Here is a 17,694-nt window from a genome sequence, read left to right as displayed (position 1 = left end):
TGCCCTCTTGCTGACCGGCCTCGCCACACCGCCGGGCTCCGGTCCCCTGTTATTCGGCGACGACCAAGGGTTCAAACACCTGCATGGGAGTATCCCCTCATGAGACGCCTTGGTTTCTTGCTGACCGGCCTCGCCACATTGCCGGGCTCCAGCCCCCTGTTATTCGGCGACAACCAAAAATTCATGCACCTGCATGGGAGGCTCCCCTCATGAGACGCCTTGGTTTCTTGCTGACCGGCCTCGCCATCCTGGTGGGCATCAATGTCACCGTCTGGCGCTTCGAGCATGCCATGAGCAGCGGCGAGACAGTGCTGCTGGAGCTGGCCCCGGTCGATCCCCGCTCCCTGATGCAGGGGGATTACATGCGCCTGAGCTACGCCCTCGCCCGCCAGTTGGGGAGCCCGCGTCAGGAGGGCGCCGCCACCCAGACCCTGGTCATCCGCCTCGATGAGCAGCAAGTAGCGCAGCGGGAGGAGGGGGGCACCCCCGACGCCCTGGCCCCGGATCAGCGCCTGCTGCAGGCCCGCTGGCAGCAGGGCCAGTGGTGGATAGGGCCGGATGCCTTCTTCTTCGAGGAGGGGACAGCCGCCCAGTACGAGCAGGCGCGCTATGGCGAATTCAGGCTGCAACCGGACGGCGCAACCCTGCTGGTCGGCCTGCGCGATCAGGCCCTCAAGCCCATAGGCCATACCCGCCCGGCCTGGTGATGGGCCGTCCCGGGAGCGCGCTGCCGCGCCCCCTGTTGCGCCACGCCTTGGCACAGCAACAGCGATGGCTCGTCCCTTCGGGTGGCGAAACCCCGCGGCTTGGCAACACTTGAAGCTGGGCACTCGGCAGCAGGACGGTCAGGATGAGCGCAGGAATAGGAAGGATCAGGAACAGTACCGCCCTCTTGGCCACACTCCTGGCCACACTCTGGGGCGGGCCGGGGGAGATGGGGCAGGCCAGCGCCAGCCCGGCCCTTGGCAAGCTTCACTACCTCACCGAAGAGTACAAACCCTATAACTTCACCGGGGAAGATGGCAGCCCCAGCGGCTTTGCCATCGAGCTGCTGCACCAGGTGTGGCAGAAGACGGGCACCCCGCCTCAGGAGATCAGCATCCTCCCCTGGGCCAGGGGCTACTACCTGCTGACCCAGAAGCCCAACGTGGTGCTCTTCGCCACCGCCCGCACCGAGGCGCGGGATCCCCTGTTCAAGTGGGCCTGCCCCATCGGCTATGCCGAAATCGTGCTGATGGGGCTGGCCAGCCATCCCCTCAAGATCGCCCGGCTGGAGGATGCCCAGCAGCACACCATAGGCGCCGTGCGCGCCGACGTGGGGGAGCAGTTGCTGCTCAACAGCGGCTTCGACGAGCAGAAGATAATGACAGCCAACCGCCTCCCCCAGGCGCTGCGGATGCTCACCTCGGGCCGGGTCGACCTCATCTCCAGCAACAAGGCCACCCTGATGGATCTCATCCAGGCCCAGCAGCTGGATCCCGCCCAGTTCGAGGTGCGCTGGGTGCTGAGTTCGGAGCAGTTCTGCTTTGCCTTCAGCCATCCGGTGGACGATGCCCTGGTCAAGGAGTTCCAGCAAGGCCTGACCCAGGTGCTGGCCAGCAGCGAGTTCCAGCGGATCCAGCACAAGTACTTCCCGGCGCCCTAGTACCCTTCGATGCCAGCAGAGAGGCCCGCCATGGGCCTCTCGCTTGCCGGGCACCGCTCTCCTTGCCCAGCCCCGCTTTCCTCGCTTATCCCGGCCCGCCCAACCCTTGACCCTCATCACGAACACCATTGAATATCTGACGCCGGTCGCCCCAAGGGGTGACAGGGGGCTCTCTGGGTCCGTAAAATGACACCGGGAGTCTGTTGACCCTCTCTTCGGGCAAGGGGACGGCGCACAATGGCGGTCAAGCCGTTGCGGCAACGCCCCTGGTGGCGTGCACGACGGCAAGCCGCCGGGCACCCTTCCCCCAGGCGCCATCTCCCTATACCCCGGAGCCCATGGCACCGGCATCTCGTTTGAACAGATCAGGATTGAACATGCACGGCACAGTGAAGTGGTTGATGAGTATCTCGGTTTGCGCCCTGTTGATGGCGTGCGGCGGCGACAAGACCACGGGCAAGGCCTGTCTTGGCGCCAACAATGACTCTCTGGTGGAGGGGATGCAGGACAAATGCAAGGCGGGTGACACTGTGGCCACCAAGCACCCGGCCTATTTCTGCGACTTCAACTACGCCGTCGCCTACAACAGTTACAACTCCGCCATCTGCGTCTACTCGGGGGCATTGAAACCGGAGCGCACCACCGAGAAATCATGACCCGGGCAACCCTGCCAGGGGTTGCCATCAGGCAGCAGAATGAGTGGCCCGAACCTTGTGGCTCGGGCTCTTTGGGCCAAAAGGGGCTTTATTTGACCCGCATCAGACGGTGGCACTGCCCACCGAGCTCCAGCTGGACAACCTGGGAGCGGGCCATGGCATCGACCCGGGCCATCTATTTGACCCGCATCAGACGGTGGCACTGCCCGCCGAGCTCCAGCTGGACAACCTGGGAGCGGGCCATGGCATCGACCCGGGCCAGCATCTCGGCGCTGTAGCCCTTGCGGTGCATCCACTGCATGGGCTCCTCGAAGCTGCCTTCGTTGACGATGAAGGTGTCTGTGTAGGCATCCTTGATGATGCTGACCACCCAGATGCGCTGCTGAAACTCGGAAAGCTCCGCAAAGAGGGTGGCCACTTTCGCCGCCAGGGCGCGGAGCTGGCCGATAACGCGGTTTGCCATGGTAGAGAGTGCCTGTGTTGAGGGAGACGCATCCTAGCATCCCGGGCGCGGGGGCAACAATGCGCGGCATCAAAGCCGCGGCCCCTGGCCTCCTTGCCATGGGCAGGGGCGCCTCAGATCCAACCGGCCCGTCCCCCCAGCGCGCGGCGCTGGCGCTTGACCGCATACATGCGCGCATCGGCCTGGCGCAGGGCGTCGTCTATGCTGGTGTGCGCCGGATCTATGGCCACGGCCCCCACGCTGGCACCGGGATAGTCCAGCACCCGGGAGGGGATAGGCACTTGAAAGACGCTCTGCTCGAACAGCCGGCGCTGGAAGCCCTGCACCGCCCCCTCGACCGTCTCATGCCCCTGATGAGGCCCCATACCCACCACGACGAACTCGTCCCCCCCGACCCGCGCCAGCAGATCGCCGCCGCGCAGGGTCGCCGACAGTTGCTGCGCCATGGTGATCAGCAGCTTGTCCCCCGCCTCGTGACCGTGGGTATCGTTGATCTGCTTGAAGCCATCGAGATCGATAAAGGCGATGAGCACAGGATGCCCGGCCCGCTCCGACAGGGAAAACAGGCGAGCCAGCTCCTGCATCAGGGCCCGCCGGTTCGGCAGGCCGGTCAGGGGATCGCTGAGGGCCTGGCGCGCCAGCTCCTGGTTGGCCTGCTGCAACTGCTGCAGCAACTGCTCCCGCTCCACATGCTCGGCGATCAGCCGGGCGAAGAAGCCGATGAGCTGCTCTGAGCCCGCCACGAAGGGCTTGCGCTCGGCGCTGGCGGCGCACAGGGTGCCATAGAGCGACCCCGATGGGGTGCGCACCGGGCTGCTCAGATAGGTGCGAATGCCCATGATCCTGGCCGCATCCGAATCGCCCCAGCACTCGGCCACGTTGTCGGTGAACATGCGCCCCTCATCGATGGCGCGCCGGCACAGGGTATCGCTCCAGTCCACCGTGATCCCCTCCGGGATCTGCAGCCCGGCCACGCCGTTGGCATTCTTGGCATAGCGGATACTCTGCGTGCCCTGCTCGACATCAATCTGGGTGAGATAGGTCGACTCCAGCCCGGTCACCGCCTCGAGCATTTCCAGCAGGGGCCGGGTCAGGCTCTCCAGATCCCGCGCCTGCGTGACCCGCTCCGACAGGGTCTGCAATATCTTGTCCATGCCTCTCTCCACTGCCTGCATGTGATGGGCGACCACCTTAGCCAACCCGGGGCACGCCAGACAAGTGCGAGAAAGGGGTAGGCCGGGGAAATACCACCCCGTTCACACTTTGGCAGGTCACGCCTGAGGCCCCTCCCCACCCCAGGCTGGCGGCCGTAACTTTGAACCAGCGCAAAAAACCTGTCGATTCTGACACTTGGGTCAGCAATATCCGTGGATCGGGCCCCGTCGGCTCCGTAGGATGGGGGTGGGTGCCCGTTGGACCCTATTTCGTATGCCAGGGTCAGCGGCGCATTGTGGTAGCGAGAGCCAGGGGCGGTAGCGTCGTTGGCGGATGCCAGCCCGGCATCCCGCGCCTGCGGCAAGGTGCGAGGGTTCCACCCTCGACGGGGTTTCCGACGGCCCCGGGACCCGGGACAAGTAGGGTCGAGTAGGGTCGAGTAGGGTCGATTAGCGAAGCGTAATCGTCCGCGGTAACAATCCCCTCGCCCCTTGGGGGAGAGGGGTAGGGTGCAATAAGCGCAGCGCATTGCACCAGGGTAACCATCCCCTCTCCCCATGCGGGAGAGGGTTAGGGGTAGGGTGCAATAAGCACAGCGCATTGCACCACGGTAAACATCCCCTCTCCCCTTGCGGGAGAGGGCTAGGGTGAGGGGTTGGGTAACCTCATTGCCTGGTGCAATGTCGTCCTACGTGTGAATGGCATGGCTCCGCCATGCAGGACACGAGGACTCCGTCCTCGACGAGGTTTCGCCCGCCCTTCGGGCTTGGGCGAGTGACTTTTCTTTGCGTGGCCAAAGAAAAGTCACCAAAAGAAAGGCCACCCCCGCTTGTTCGCCCTCCTGCGTCGGGTGCCCTCGGTTCACCCGTTTGTCCCACGGCACGCGCCGATGGGCCATCCCTGGCCCAGCGGCGCTCGCTCGGCATCCTGCCTCGCGGCCTGGACAAACTGGCTCACCTCAGCGAACAACAGGGGGCAAAAACCCGAATCCTCAACTCCGAGGCCAGTTAACCGAACCCAATGTATTCGGGACAAAGATCGGGAGGGTTGTTATCTCTGATCCGGCCCCTCGCCCACCGTATGGCAAGACCAAATTGTCGCACCTATGCAACAAGCACAATCGACATGGTAAAAATTAATATGAGTACAGCAACAAGCGGTACACCGTCCTATCGAGGAATGACCTTATATTAAAGGCCTGATAGTGAGTGTTTCGCAGTGACATAACCTTATTTGTTTCAAATATCCAATTACGCTTCACTAATTTAATCTCCATCTTTACAGGCAATGCTAACAGGATGAAAACAAACAATGATTAACGTAACAGATACAACTAGAGAGCTGATACTTAAGATCTGGGATGATGATTATTACATTGTTGCCGCAGGAGATCAGGCACCAACAAAAAATGAGGTAATAACCCTTGGGGAGATGTATGGAATTAATTTTCCAGATGACTATATCTCTCATGCTGTGGGGGAGTTGGGTGGATTCTTTATAGAGGTTAAAGAGGAGTTGTGGCCATATGCAGAAGCACTGGCTGTGGCACCATTTTGGGAGTTTTTGCGAGGTGTGTATTCTTACGCTTATAGCAAGGAGGCTCCAGAATGGATGAATATACATATAGCAGCAGAGCAGTTCAAAGAGCTAGGTCACAAGGTAATTCCAGTTCTCAAGATCTGGGCTGATGCCAATGTTTATTGTTACAATGAAAAGGGTAGACTAGTAAAGTATTTGCATGAAGAGAATACCTTTGAGCGCGTAGATAAAACCTGGTTTGAATTGATCGAACATGAACTTAATGAACTAGCTGAAAGGAAAAATAGAAAGCTTAAGAAATAGACCATCAGCCAGCACGTATTCATAGTCATTAACTTAATTCAATGCCATTTCTGATAACTAGGATTTTGGGACAAGCTTGTTGCCACTAACCTTGAACAAGAAATAACCGCCACCCTGTTGTTCTCCTCACCTCGGCGAACAACAGGGGGAAAAAAACCGCACCCTCAAATCCGAGGTCGATTAATAGCGTTCTATTTATTCAGGTCGTGAACGGGAGAATAGTGATCTCTCACCCGACATATTACCCCTATCGGGAATGCCATTATACTAATGGCTCGATAGCTATTATTTGCATCTATAAAAATATATCTATACAGGGCAATTATCAATGAGTAGTTCTGAAGGTAAACCAGAGCCAAAATTCGATCTATTTATCAAGAAGGCCACACCTGTTTTTTTACTAGGCCATATATATTTATTTTATTTAATATTCACATACAACATGTCTACATATGCGGTTCAGATACATATTATGAACTATCTCTTTATTATATTCTGGCCATTAACAAACATTGTTGCCGCATTAGCTTTATTAGTTACCATGCGCTGGAAGTATTTTTCCATCAATACAATGTTTTGTGTCATAGCTATCTTGTTATCTATGTATTTGCCTCTCTATCTTAGGTAGCAAACTATAGAGACGATTGGCGAAGTGCTATTGCACATCTAAATTGTACTGCACGGCTGGGTGAGAGACTTTGGAACAATCCACTATCTTTGGCAAATAACATCAAAGGTCTTATCACCGTGTGTTCGCCCTCCTTTATCGGGTGCACTGATTTACCCATTTGCTCCACGGAAAATATCGATATTAACATATTTAAAATTAAGGGTGATGAGGTTTTATGATATATTTATTCGCTTTTATTTTTTCATTATTTTTAAATACAGCACTTGCTGAGGAACCAAGTCAAGATACTATCACCTCAAAGGTAATTGGCGAGGCTATTGGTGATTTGGATAAAGATGGCATCAATGAAAAAGTCATAGTTCTGGATACTGGGTTGGACGGTGAAATAGGAACGCAAAGAACACTTCTTATATATAAAAAGAAGCAAGGTAAGTGGTCCTTATGGCACTCTTCGCAAGGCCCCGTACTAGATAGTGCTCATGGTGGCATGATGGGGGATCCATTCGTGGGCATTGAAATACAACGAGGAGCCATTGTCATTGACCATTTTGGAGGCAGTAATAGAAAATGGAATTACATACATAGATATCGTTTTAACGGTAAAGAATGGAACCTTATTGGTGCCACGATAAACTATGGAGCCCCATGCGAAGGGTTCTTTGAGTTCGACTTAAATGTAATGACTGGAAAAGCCATTTATAAAAAATATGAAGATGGCTGCACTGATGAAGATCTTGCATCAAATTTTAAAAATGAACAGAAAGAGATCTCCGTCCCCGTGACTAATCTTATCAACATGGATGGATTCTATCCAGGCTCAAACAAACTGGATATAAAAGAGATTGGACAAGAAATTTATTACTAGCCTATCTCTAGAACATTGCCGATCAACTCCTTGACTGGAATCCGAGGAAAATATAAAAGACAGATTGCAGACTGCGTGACTAACTGCATCCTGTATAATTCCACTTGAAAATAGAGGTGTAATTCACTTCGTTCATTACACCCTACGATTCTGGGTAACATCTTTGCCCTGTATTGGCACGGCTTCGCCGCGCAGGATACGGGGACTCCATCCTCGATGGGGTTTCGCCACCGCTGCGCGGCCTGGCTAGTGACTTTTCTTTACGTGGCCAAAGAAAAGTCACTAATCGAGCGGCCACCCCCGCTTGTTCTCCCTCTTGCGTAGGGCTCCCTCGGTTCACCCGTTTGTCCCACGGCATGCGCCGATGGGCCATCCCTTGCCCAACGGCACTCACTCGGTAGCCCAGACAAATAAGCTCACCTCGACAAACAAGAGAGGTCAGCACGAATCCCGCTAAATATGACCAATGAATCCCAAGCTCCAATCGGGAGAAAAGTTATTTCTACTCACCCTCGATTGCAAACAAGGCCAAACAAAATTTTCACACCAATACAGCAGAGCAGAACCCCTTAGGTGAAGGGGTCAAGCAGAGAGTACTGATGCAATTGAAAGTCAACTTAATTTTTACTCTCCGTAAAATTCTAATAGTGAATAAAAAGACACTATTCCATGCTTTTACAAGGAAGATATAATATGTCTGCACTATATTTAGAGAAAAATTTAAATTTACTATCAGCATGCCTATCAACAGCATTCAAATTTGGAGTGTTTACAGGGGGCTCATGTGTTATTTTATATTCTTTAAGAATTGGACACTTCCCTCAAGATTTATCTCTTGGGGATGGCATACTGTTTTTAATGGCTGCAGCTTGCTTTGGAATAGTCTATATTTTCTTTACAATAAGTTTAAGTGCTCTTGGAATGTTAATATCCCCACTAATTAAAATAATTACAAAACTAGCCATCAATCTATCATCTTTTTTTCGTAAAAAACCTTTTCGACAACGATTTAAACTTGCACCAATTGAATGGCCATTCATATTCTTATCGATATTCGCAATATTCTTCATTTTCATTCTAGGTGGCAATGAACCAACCGCATACTGGAATTTACCATTAGTATCTATCACTCTCTACCTATTGTATTCAGCATATCAATCAAATGGATCCAAACTTAATAAGCTCAGCTCATTAGAAAACGCAGCAATTCATACAAATGAAAAAGAGAAAATACATGAAGTAGGCTGCCCAAATAATATCAGAAAAGATCAAATGCTAATAATTACCGGTATATTTGTTGCGCCACTGTTAATTGGAGGCGTTTCTGGACAGCTACTTGATGCAGCAATGCGAGCAGCTCACGTGCGCGTAGATAATTCTATTATATATGTCAAAGAGCCTTACTCATCACTTATTCCAGCTAACTTAGAAATGACCTCTGGCAGTATTCCAGATGGATATAAAAAATTCAGAGGAATTTTAATATCGTTTAAAGGATTTGGGAAAACCACTGTTATCAACTTTACAGAAAATAAAAAAACAAGGAAGCTTGAAATACCTAATGAAAGCCTAATCGCTGAAGATCTATAAAATAATAGTTTTGAAGTAAGATATTTCATTCTATCTTTTTCACTCCAGCTGTCAGAGTCGACTAACCGAGAGGCATGCCATGGCAGTAGTTCAATACATACTAAAAAACGTTACGTTTTAATATTCTTAGACATCGCAAAAAAACCGCAGCCCTAGGGCTGCGGTTTTTTATTGGGTCAACCCGTTGGCACCAACAGGGCAACTGGCCTCAGGCACGGCGCCAGCTGGTCTTGCCGGCGCTGTCTTCCAGCACTATGCCCATCTCGGTGAGACGGTTGCGGGCGGCGTCGGCGGCGGCCCAGTTCTTGTCGGCGCGGGCCTGGTTGCGCTGGGCGATCAGTTGCTCGATCTTGGCCACTTCGTCGTCCGCTTCGCCACCCTTCAAGAAGGCATCCGGATCCTGTTGCAGAATGCCGAGCACGGCGCCCAGTTCCCGCAGGCGGGCACCGAGGCCTGCGGCGACATTGATGTCTTCGGCCTTCTGGCGGTTGATCTCGCGCACCAGATCGAACAGGGCTGAGTAGGCTTCCGGGGTGTTGAAGTCATCGTCCATGGCATCAACAAAGCGGGCCACCTGCTCGTCACCACCGGCGGCGGCAGCGGCAGGCAGGTCGCGCAGGGCGGTGTACATCCGCTCCAGGGCGGCGCGGGCCTGCTTCAGGTTGTCTTCCGAGTAGTTGAGCTGGCTGCGGTAGTGGCCGGACATCAGGAAGTAGCGCACGGTTTCGGCGTCAAAATGGGCCAGGACGTCCCGAATTGTGAAGAAATTGCCAAGGGACTTGGACATCTTCTCCTTGTCCACCATCACCATGCCGCTGTGCATCCAGGTGTTGACGTAGTCGCCACCGTGGGCGCAGCAGGACTGGGCTATTTCGTTCTCGTGGTGGGGGAACTGCAGATCCGAGCCGCCGCCGTGGATGTCGAAGTGGTTGCCAAGGTGCTTGGAGTTCATGGCGGAGCACTCTATGTGCCAGCCGGGGCGACCCGGGCCCCAGGGGCTGTCCCAGGTCGGCTCGCCGGGCTTGGACATCTTCCACAGCACGAAGTCGAGCGGGTTGCGCTTGGCTTCGACCACGTCGACCCGGGCGCCGGCCTGCAGTTGCTCCAGATCCTGGCCAGAGAGCTTGCCGTAGTCGGCGAAGGACTCGACGATGAACATCACATCGCCGTTGTCGGCCACGTAGGCGTGCTCTTTCTCCAGCAGGGTTTCGACCAGGGCGATGATTTCATGGATGTGCTGGGTGGCGCGGGGCTCGATGTCCGGACGCACCATGCCGAGGGCGTCAAAGTCCTGGTGCATGTCGCCGATCAGGCGCTCGGTGAGGTCGTCACAGGTGACCTGGGTCTCGGCGGCGCGCTTGATGATCTTGTCATCCACGTCGGTGATGTTGCGCACATAGGTGAGATCGTAACCGGCGTAACGCAGGTAACGGGCCACCACATCGAAGGAGACGAAGGTGCGACCGTGGCCGATATGACAGTGATCGTAGATGGTGACGCCACACACATACATGCCCACCTTGCCCGGGTGGATAGGTTTGAATTCTTCTTTTTGACGAGTGAGTGTGTTGTATATCTTCAGCATCTTATGACCACTGCCTGTGAGTAAAATGGCCTGACATTCTAACCGCATCCGGTGGAGAAAACGAGGCAGAAAAAGCGCCGGATCCCCCATGCCATCTATGCCGCAGCCCCTTGATGGGCTAGAATTGCCACCACTTTAGGCCATAGCCCATGCAACAGCCGCGAGCCGGCTTCGTGCTCGCGCAACATTTGAAAGGACATATCATGGTTACTCTGCACACCAACCACGGCGACATCACCCTGACCCTGAACGCGGAAAAAGCCCCCGAGACCGTGGCCAACTTCCTGCAATACTGCCGTGACGGTCACTACGACAACACCATCTTCCACCGCGTCATCGACGGCTTCATGATCCAGGGCGGCGGTTATGCCCCTGGCTTCGAAGAGAAAGAGACCCGCGCCTCCATCAAGAACGAGGCGGCCAACGGCCTGTCCAACAAGATTGGCACCATCGCCATGGCCCGCACCTCGGAGCCGCACTCCGCCAGCGCCCAGTTCTTCATCAACGTGAACAACAACGACTTCCTGGACTTCAAGTCCCCCACCACCCAGGGCTTCGGCTACTGCGTGTTCGGTGAAGTCACCGCCGGCATGGACGTGGTCAACAAGATCAAGGGCGTCAAGACCGGCAACTACGGCCGCATGCATCAAGACGTGCCGACCGAAGACGTCGTCATCACCAAGGTGACCCTTGCTGAGTGATTGTCGCCTTCTGCGCACTGATATAACTGCGGCCCCGGCCGCAGTTTTTCCATCTGCGCAGGCCACCCCCGCCAACTGGCGCCGCCTCGACTATCTGGCCCAGGGCAATCCCCGCCAGCGCTCCGCCCATGCCCTGCTCACGGCGGGATGCTGGGATGCGCTTGAACGCCTGTGCCAGGACCTGGCGCTGGTGAGCACTGTCGCCATCGGGCTCGACAAGCCCGGCAGCGATCTCGACATCCTCTGCCAGCACCCTGATCCAGCGCGCCTCGCCGCCCTCTTGCGTGAGCAGGGCTGGACGGCCAGCGACAAGGGGCACCAGGTGTGGCTGATGGAGCAGACCCTGACAGGCCCGGACCAGGCGCGCTGGCCGGTGGAGCTCTATGTCACTCAAGCCCCGCTTGAGACGCTCAACGGCTGGCGTCACCTCAGCCTGATGGCCGCCCTGCTGGGGCACTTTGGCCACGACTTCTATCAGGCCGCGCTGCGCCTTCGCCTCGAGTCAGGGCTCAAGGGAGAGGCGGCCATCTGCCGTCTGCTTGGCCTTGGCGGCGATCCTTACGCCGCCCTGCTGACCCTGGAGGGGCGCGACCTTGCCGAGATCCACTGGCAGGCCCATTCCCAATGCGACTCGTCCACGCTGGCAGACTCCCCTGCCCCCCTTTGCCCGGATCCCATCAAGAGCACTCATCCCACATCATGAGCACCCTTTTTATCAGTGACATTCACCTGTGCGCCCAGCGGCCCGACATGACAGCCGCACTGGTGCGTTTTCTCGAGCGCGACGCCCCCAAGGCCGATGCCCTCTATGTGCTGGGAGATCTGTTCGAATTCTGGATTGGCGACGACGATCCCAACCCGCTCCACAGCCAGGTGGCCGAGGCCTTCCTGGCCCTGAGCCGGCAGGACGTGCCCATCTACTTCATCCACGGCAACCGCGACTTCCTGCTGGGCAAGGCCTTTGCCAAACGGGCGGGCATGACGCTGCTCGGCGACCCCTGCGTCATCGATCTCTACGGGGAGCGGGTGCTGCTGAGCCACGGGGACCTGCTCTGCACCCTGGATGAGGGCTATCAGAAGTTTCGCCGCATCACCCAGCAAAAATGGCTGCGCTGGCTCTTCCTGCGCCTGCCCCTAAGCCGCCGCCAGGCTATCGCCTGCAAGATGCGGGGCCAGAGCCAGATGGAGAATGCCGGCAAGCCACAGACCATCATGGATGTGACCCCGGCGGCGGTCAATGCGCTGCTGCGCCAGCATGGCTGCCAGCTGCTTATCCATGGCCACACCCACAGGCCCGCCGTCCATGACTTCATGCTGGACGGCAAGCCGGCGCGGCGCATAGTGCTGGGAGACTGGTTCGAGCAAGGGTCCGTGCTGAGCTGCTCCCCGCAGGGCCAGCGGCTCGAGAGTCGTCCCCTCCCCGAGTGACGCTCCCCCTCGGGGATAAGGGATGCCCATATGACAACGTCTGTCCCCCTCCCCGAGCAGGATGCAACGCCGAACCCTGCATATACTCTGTGTCTGTGCACACAAATGAGGACTAGATGATGGGATTTCTTACCTGGGTTGTATTGGGATTGATCGTCGGCATCCTGGCCAAATGGATAATGCCGGGCAAGGATGGGGGCGGTTTCTTCATGACGGTGATCCTGGGGGTCATAGGCGCCATGGTGGGTGGCTATGTGGGCACCCTGCTGGGCATGGGAACGGTGACCGGCTTCAACCTGCCGAGCATACTGATCGCCACCGTGGGTGCCTTGATAGTGCTGTTTTTCTACAACAAGATCCGCAGCTGAGCCGCTGAATCCGTTTTTTTCAGCACTCGATGTGTATGCCCCCCGGGCCAGGATCCGAAACCTTGGGTTTCGGATTTTTTATGGGCGAGCCACTCCTTTCGCCTCTGGCGCAGATCTCGCGCTTCTGCTTATGGCATCCCGTTATTGCCATACAGACAGAAGCCGGGGCGCTCGCTCAATCGCGCGTAGTAATCGCTCACCGCCGCGAGTGGCGGGCGCTCGAAGGGGGTATGGAACCAGCGATTCACCGACAGGCCGATGGGAATGTCCCCCAGCGAGAAGCGGCTCCCGACCACATAGCCGCCGGTGGCCTCGAGCTGCCTGTCCAGGATCTGCATATACCTGGACCACTCGGCACAACTCGCCCCCATCGCCTGGCTGTCCTGATGGGCGGGGGAGAGCCTGACCAGCGACATGAAGGCGTAGCTCCAGGCGCGGTTCAAATCCGACGACTGCCAATCCATCCATTGATCGACCCTGGCCCTGGCCCGCGCCTCGGCGGGATAGAGCGAGCCGTCACCATAGCGCGTCGCCAGATATCGGATGATGCTGTTCGATTCCCATAGGGTGAAGTCCCCATCTCTCATGACCGGCACCATCCCATTGGGATTCAACGCCAGGAACTCGGCACTCCGGGTGGACTGAAAACCGATCCCCCACTCCTCCCGCTCGAAAGGGAGATCCAGCTCGGCGCAGGCCCACAACACCTTGCGCACATTGATTGACGACCCCTTGCCCAGTATCAGTACCATGTCTTCGTCCTTGTATAAGAAGGCACCAGCTTCCATCAAGGGGAGAGCGCCGGTCAAGGGGAGAGCCATGACTGCAGTTGACCCATGGGACTGGCTCTCATGGGCCGCCTGGGGCATGGCCTGAGCGGGGTGAGCCACAGATGAAAAAGAGGCGGTGGGCTAAACTCATGCTTGCGTGTCCGGCTTGACCGGCTCCTTTAGAGCGGCCGCGGGACAGGCCAAGCAGTAAGGGACAACATCATGAAAATATGGAAAATCTGCCTGATAGCAGCGCAGCTCATGCTGGTTGCCTGCGCCTCCTCCGACGGCTCGGGCCCTCCCCCGACCGGGGACGATGGCAGCAACGCCGGCGGCAAGAGCGGGGGTGGCAGCAGCTACCTGACCTATTAACGAGGCCATCTCCTGCAAACCGAGGCTCAGCCAGGCCCCAACGTCGAATACGACAAGACCAGAAAGCGCCGGCAGCCCGCCGGCGCTTTTCGTCTCGCCAATCAGTGATGCCCTGCCCAGCAACCATGCGCACGATGACTTAAGGAGGGGGCAGAACAGCGCTATCTGGATCAAAGGTGGACACGGAGGAAAAACAAAAAGGCCACTATCGCTAGTGGCCTTCGTAAGTCTTTGATTTCTTTCTTCAATAACTGGTGCCCGAGGCCGGAATCGAACCGGCACGACGCGAACGTCGAGGGATTTTAAATGCCGTGAGCTTGTCTTTAAAATCAATAAGTTATTTTAAAACAATCAGTTATGGATGCGCCACCATGTGGCAAAATGCGGGGTTCTGCGAGCTGTGTGGATCAAAAGTGGACACTAGCGCAGGTTGTTGAGCGTCAATGGGTTGAGCCGCAGAACATCCTCAAGATGGTCGGGGGCAAAGTGGGCATAGCGCATCGTCATGGTGATGGTCGAGTGACCGAGTATCTTCTGCAGCACCAGAATATTGCCACCATTCATCATAAAGTGGCTGGCGAAAGTATGCCGCAGCACGTGGGTGCTCTGCCCCTCCGGCAGCTCGATACCTGCCCGGCTTATTGCTGTTTCAAAGTGGTGATAGCACTCGCTGAACAACTTGCCCCTGCGTTTCGGAATGAGCGCTTTCAGCTCCTGGTTGATGGGCACAGTCCGGCGTTTTCCCCCCTTGGTGTGGGTGAAGGTCAGCCGGTTCTGCGCCACCTGTGACTGGGTCATGTTTTGGATCTCCCCCCAGCGCGCCCCGGTGGCCAGGCAAAGGCGCACCACTGCCCCAAGGTCAGGGTTGCTGGATGCATCACAGGCAGCAAGCAGCGACTTGATTTCTTCGGGGTAGAGAAATGCCAGCTCCGACTCCGTCACCCGGTAGAGCCGCATCCCGGCCAACGGATTATCCCCCTGCCACTCTCCCAACCGCTTCAGCTCATTGAACACCGCCCGCAGATAGGCATGGTCCCGGTTCACCGTCGAGACACTGACCCCCTTGCTGACATGGGTGGCGGCGCGGCGATCGCTGACGACCCCGGTGAGGCGTGCTTCCCGGTACTTGGCAAAGTCATTGGCGGTAAACTTGCAGGCCAACGGATTATCCAGGCTCTCGCAGATCAGCAACAGCTTGGAGCGGCGCTGTTCCCCATCTCGCAGGCTCTGGCCATGCAAGCCAAACCAACGTTCGACCAGATCCGACAGCCGGCGTGTATCGGCAGCCTCGCTTTCAACGCCCCCCTCCCCCAACCAAGGCTTAGCAGTATGCTCTTCAAGCTGCCAAGCCTCCCATGCAGTGGCTTCTGCCTTGGTAGCAAAGCGCTTGCGCCGACGCGGCCCATCTCGGCCACCCGGGCGCACATCGGCTAACCAGGGGAGCGGCTTGTCGTCATCCAGTTTACGAACAGTCATGAGAACAAACCGACCCCCAACCCAAGTATCTGACCCAATACCGTGCGGCCGACCTCCCGGGAGTCTGCCTTGACGGCCTCGACCAATCGCTCCCCCAAGCTCCCTTGCAGGCTATCGGGGGTGGCCTTGAGCACCTCCAGCCCTTTGGCTGTCAACACAGCATCGTTGATACCGTCATACGCCACTGGTGTGCCATGGAGATATCCAGCATCAACCAGCCACCTCAGGCTGTCGAACGCAAATTCCTTGCGCTTAAAATAGGGGTCTTTGAGGTATGGGTCTTCATCGTACAGGTGCCCTTCTGCCTCGGGTGAAAGACCATCAATGTGCTCGCCATCTTCGGTGACGATGAACTTGCTGGAGGCCAGATACTGGCGCACCGGAAAACGGCTATACAGTTCAGCCAGTGCCAGCACCACAATGGTATCGAATCGTTCAATATTGGAGACCATATGAATCCTTCACTAAAAGAGTCATTTGCCGATCATCAGCGCAGATACGAGCTGACCGACATCATGAAGAGGCACATCGTGTCGCAACTCAACGGCTCTGTGGACGCCGTGCGTGCCCGTGCCTTTTGGCGCACCCATCTCCCAAATTTCGCCGAAGCGGAAGGGGCTGAACAGCTGGCGGAAGCGCTCGCATCGGCACTTGAAGATGTGCGCAGAAAGCTCACCCCCACCACTGTCGGTTGATGCGCTCTTCAGTGACTTGCCATGCTGCTAAAACACATCTTCACCAACTCGGAAAGATGGCGGTTATTCTGCCCCATCAGGATCAGGAAGATTCCACCAGCCAACGCCTCGATTTTGGTGGCGAACTGCTTGTACACGAGTGGGGTATTAGATCTAGCCATACTCAGTCGCCCCCCAAGTAGCTCTCATCAAGCCACTTGCCGGATACATATTCTCTTAACACCATCCGTCGTGCATCACCTAACTATAAGCACACCATTTTTACAATTTTGAAAACTTTAATTTCGCCATAATCCATTCATCTTAATAGGGTAGACAACCCAAACACCACTCTTAGACTATCTAAAACAACAATCATCTATATTTAAAGCATAGGTTACATTCATAAATTAACGTTCAAGATTTATTGCCATACTGGTCTGATGCGTATTTCTTCAACAAGTCATATGCTTTTTGCTCATATACTCCTGGGGAGAATGGCACTGGATTTGAAAAGTAATTATTCCCTTTAACATCAGAAACAAACAATGTTGCTGGAGATGCATTCCCTAAAAACATCTTAAATCTTTCTCTGTCAGCCTCAGTCATCGCACCAACTTCTTCTGATTCGAAACGAACAACCTTGTAAGTTTTAGGTTGGAATGATGCATTATCTTCACCCTGTTCATACCCCTTCAACCTCATAGGAAAATCTAAATAGTTGCCACCACCAAGATCAGCTCTAAATAAAGCTTGTGGTTTTAAAGAAGTAGCTCCATCACCTGTATTTCCTATTGCCACAGACACAGTTAATTTAGATTTTTTAGGCAATGTATTAGTCTTGTACTCAACCCACTCAGAATCCATTGCTCTTATTTTTTTATCCAGTTTTGACAGTTTATCCTTTTCTTCAGAAACCAATGTTTCAATGCCATCGATCATCTCTTCTACAGTCAACTGTTCATCACTTCTCTTGCCGCCTCTAATCAAGGAAAACAAAGATAGGCTTGATCTAAGCCCCATTTCATCATCATAAAGCGACTTTAGCTTATCTATTTTTTCCTCAGATTCAGAAAGTTTACGATATTCATAAAACTTATCTTCAAACTCCTTTATTTTTTTCGCTCGCTCAACGTTCTCACTTTTAAAAATTAATATTCTTCTGTTGATATCATCCTGCGACAATATATATCTTTCATAGCTTATAGGCATATCGAAATCCACCTCTCGCCCCTTGAACAGGGATTTTATAGTTGGAATTCCATTCTCTTTTACCAAATCAACAGGCTCATTATTCCCATTGTAAATTGAAGTTATTTCTAGTTCTAATCTTGGTGATTTGAAATCATAAAAATACCCAAGAACAGCAAGAGTTGTTAAAACCCCTACAGAAAAGAACTGCCAACTGTATTTTGCCATTGAACGTATAAAGTCAATTAATTTTCTCACTTTCTCTCCAGATAAATGACAACT

General features: G+C 55.0%; 19 protein-coding genes. 12 read left to right on the top strand and 7 right to left on the bottom strand.

Annotated features, from left to right (window positions below; translation table 11 throughout):
- Positions 1-209: 209 nt before the first annotated feature.
- From ACFWHB_RS08295 to ACFWHB_RS08285, 3 genes are all read left to right on the top strand, one after another.
- Positions 210-707, top strand: coding sequence for a GDYXXLXY domain-containing protein (locus tag ACFWHB_RS08295; RefSeq protein WP_395949922.1), 498 nt, complete (start codon positions 210-212; stop codon positions 705-707).
- 164 nt (positions 708-871) lie between these two features.
- On the top strand, positions 872-1,645 hold the full coding sequence (locus tag ACFWHB_RS08290) for a substrate-binding periplasmic protein (protein ID WP_395950187.1): 774 nt from the start codon (positions 872-874) through the stop codon (positions 1,643-1,645).
- A 401-nt stretch (positions 1,646-2,046) separates the two neighbouring features.
- Positions 2,047-2,301 carry a hypothetical protein gene (locus tag ACFWHB_RS08285; RefSeq protein ID WP_041204490.1) on the top strand — a complete coding sequence of 85 codons (255 nt, stop codon included), beginning with the start codon at positions 2,047-2,049 and terminating at the stop codon, positions 2,299-2,301.
- A gap of 175 nt (positions 2,302-2,476) precedes the next feature.
- Here ACFWHB_RS08285 and ACFWHB_RS08280 read toward each other — a convergent pair whose 3' ends face one another.
- Entirely contained in the window at positions 2,477-2,764 is a 288-nt protein-coding gene (locus ACFWHB_RS08280) for a hypothetical protein (protein ID WP_139751440.1), read from the bottom strand.
- Positions 2,765-2,877: 113 nt separating this feature from the next.
- Complete coding sequence (locus ACFWHB_RS08275; RefSeq protein ID WP_395949921.1) at positions 2,878-3,918, bottom strand: sensor domain-containing diguanylate cyclase; 1,041 nt, start codon at positions 3,916-3,918, stop codon at positions 2,878-2,880.
- 1,312 nt (positions 3,919-5,230) lie between these two features.
- Between ACFWHB_RS08275 and ACFWHB_RS08270 the strand changes: the two genes are divergently transcribed.
- From ACFWHB_RS08270 to ACFWHB_RS08260, 3 genes are all read left to right on the top strand, one after another.
- Positions 5,231-5,761: a hypothetical protein gene (locus tag ACFWHB_RS08270; RefSeq protein WP_395949920.1), complete on the top strand. Its 531-nt coding sequence runs from the start codon at positions 5,231-5,233 to the stop codon at positions 5,759-5,761.
- 845 nt (positions 5,762-6,606) lie between these two features.
- Positions 6,607-7,257: a hypothetical protein gene (locus tag ACFWHB_RS08265; RefSeq protein WP_395949919.1), complete on the top strand. Its 651-nt coding sequence runs from the start codon at positions 6,607-6,609 to the stop codon at positions 7,255-7,257.
- A gap of 693 nt (positions 7,258-7,950) precedes the next feature.
- Positions 7,951-8,847, top strand: a complete 897-nt coding sequence (locus tag ACFWHB_RS08260) for a hypothetical protein (RefSeq protein WP_395949918.1) — start codon at positions 7,951-7,953, stop codon at positions 8,845-8,847.
- Positions 8,848-9,055: 208 nt separating this feature from the next.
- Here the strand turns inward: ACFWHB_RS08260 and cysS are convergent, their stop codons facing one another.
- Positions 9,056-10,432 carry a cysteine--tRNA ligase gene (gene cysS, locus ACFWHB_RS08255; protein ID WP_395949917.1) on the bottom strand — a complete coding sequence of 459 codons (1,377 nt, stop codon included), beginning with the start codon at positions 10,430-10,432 and terminating at the stop codon, positions 9,056-9,058.
- Between the two features lie 203 nt (positions 10,433-10,635).
- Between cysS and ACFWHB_RS08250 the strand changes: the two genes are divergently transcribed.
- From ACFWHB_RS08250 to ACFWHB_RS08235, 4 genes are all read left to right on the top strand, one after another.
- Positions 10,636-11,133 (top strand): peptidylprolyl isomerase, encoded by a 498-nt coding sequence (locus tag ACFWHB_RS08250; RefSeq protein WP_025327420.1) that lies wholly within the window; start codon positions 10,636-10,638, stop codon positions 11,131-11,133.
- Complete coding sequence (locus ACFWHB_RS08245; protein ID WP_395949915.1) at positions 11,123-11,836, top strand: DUF4269 domain-containing protein; 714 nt, start codon at positions 11,123-11,125, stop codon at positions 11,834-11,836. The genes ACFWHB_RS08250 and ACFWHB_RS08245 overlap by 11 nt, the downstream gene beginning before the upstream one ends.
- Positions 11,833-12,561 (top strand): UDP-2,3-diacylglucosamine diphosphatase, encoded by a 729-nt coding sequence (gene lpxH / locus ACFWHB_RS08240; protein WP_395949914.1) that lies wholly within the window; start codon positions 11,833-11,835, stop codon positions 12,559-12,561. Before ACFWHB_RS08245 ends, lpxH begins: the two co-directional genes overlap by 4 nt.
- A 119-nt stretch (positions 12,562-12,680) precedes the next feature.
- Entirely contained in the window at positions 12,681-12,929 is a 249-nt protein-coding gene (locus ACFWHB_RS08235; RefSeq protein ID WP_106887912.1) for a GlsB/YeaQ/YmgE family stress response membrane protein, read from the top strand.
- 128 nt (positions 12,930-13,057) lie between these two features.
- Here ACFWHB_RS08235 and ACFWHB_RS08230 read toward each other — a convergent pair whose 3' ends face one another.
- Positions 13,058-13,681: a glutathione S-transferase family protein gene (locus tag ACFWHB_RS08230; RefSeq protein ID WP_395949913.1), complete on the bottom strand. Its 624-nt coding sequence runs from the start codon at positions 13,679-13,681 to the stop codon at positions 13,058-13,060.
- A gap of 240 nt (positions 13,682-13,921) precedes the next feature.
- On the opposite strand from ACFWHB_RS08230, the gene ACFWHB_RS08225 reads away from it, so the two are divergent.
- Positions 13,922-14,071, top strand: coding sequence for a hypothetical protein (locus ACFWHB_RS08225; RefSeq protein WP_163135033.1), 150 nt, complete (start codon positions 13,922-13,924; stop codon positions 14,069-14,071).
- 420 nt (positions 14,072-14,491) lie between these two features.
- Here ACFWHB_RS08225 and ACFWHB_RS08220 read toward each other — a convergent pair whose 3' ends face one another.
- Both ACFWHB_RS08220 and ACFWHB_RS08215 read right to left on the bottom strand, forming a co-directional pair.
- Positions 14,492-15,547 (bottom strand): phage integrase, encoded by a 1,056-nt coding sequence (locus tag ACFWHB_RS08220; RefSeq protein ID WP_395949912.1) that lies wholly within the window; start codon positions 15,545-15,547, stop codon positions 14,492-14,494.
- Complete coding sequence (locus tag ACFWHB_RS08215; protein ID WP_395949911.1) at positions 15,544-15,999, bottom strand: hypothetical protein; 456 nt, start codon at positions 15,997-15,999, stop codon at positions 15,544-15,546. The genes ACFWHB_RS08220 and ACFWHB_RS08215 overlap by 4 nt, the downstream gene beginning before the upstream one ends.
- Here ACFWHB_RS08215 and ACFWHB_RS08210 point away from each other — a divergent pair, their 5' ends adjacent.
- The gene (locus ACFWHB_RS08210; RefSeq protein ID WP_395949910.1) at positions 16,000-16,242 is read left to right on the top strand and encodes a hypothetical protein; all 243 of its coding nucleotides are present in this window, start codon (positions 16,000-16,002) and stop codon (positions 16,240-16,242) included.
- Between the two features lie 396 nt (positions 16,243-16,638).
- Here ACFWHB_RS08210 and ACFWHB_RS08205 read toward each other — a convergent pair whose 3' ends face one another.
- Positions 16,639-17,670: a hypothetical protein gene (locus ACFWHB_RS08205; protein WP_395949909.1), complete on the bottom strand. Its 1,032-nt coding sequence runs from the start codon at positions 17,668-17,670 to the stop codon at positions 16,639-16,641.
- Between the last annotated feature and the right edge of the window lie 24 nt (positions 17,671-17,694).

Origin of the sequence: Aeromonas mytilicola subsp. aquatica, assembly GCF_044336385.1 — a bacterium.
Taxonomy (GTDB): domain Bacteria; phylum Pseudomonadota; class Gammaproteobacteria; order Enterobacterales; family Aeromonadaceae; genus Aeromonas; species Aeromonas rivipollensis.
Note: the sequence above shows the minus strand (reverse complement) of the source record. Positions and strands in the feature narration are given on the sequence as shown.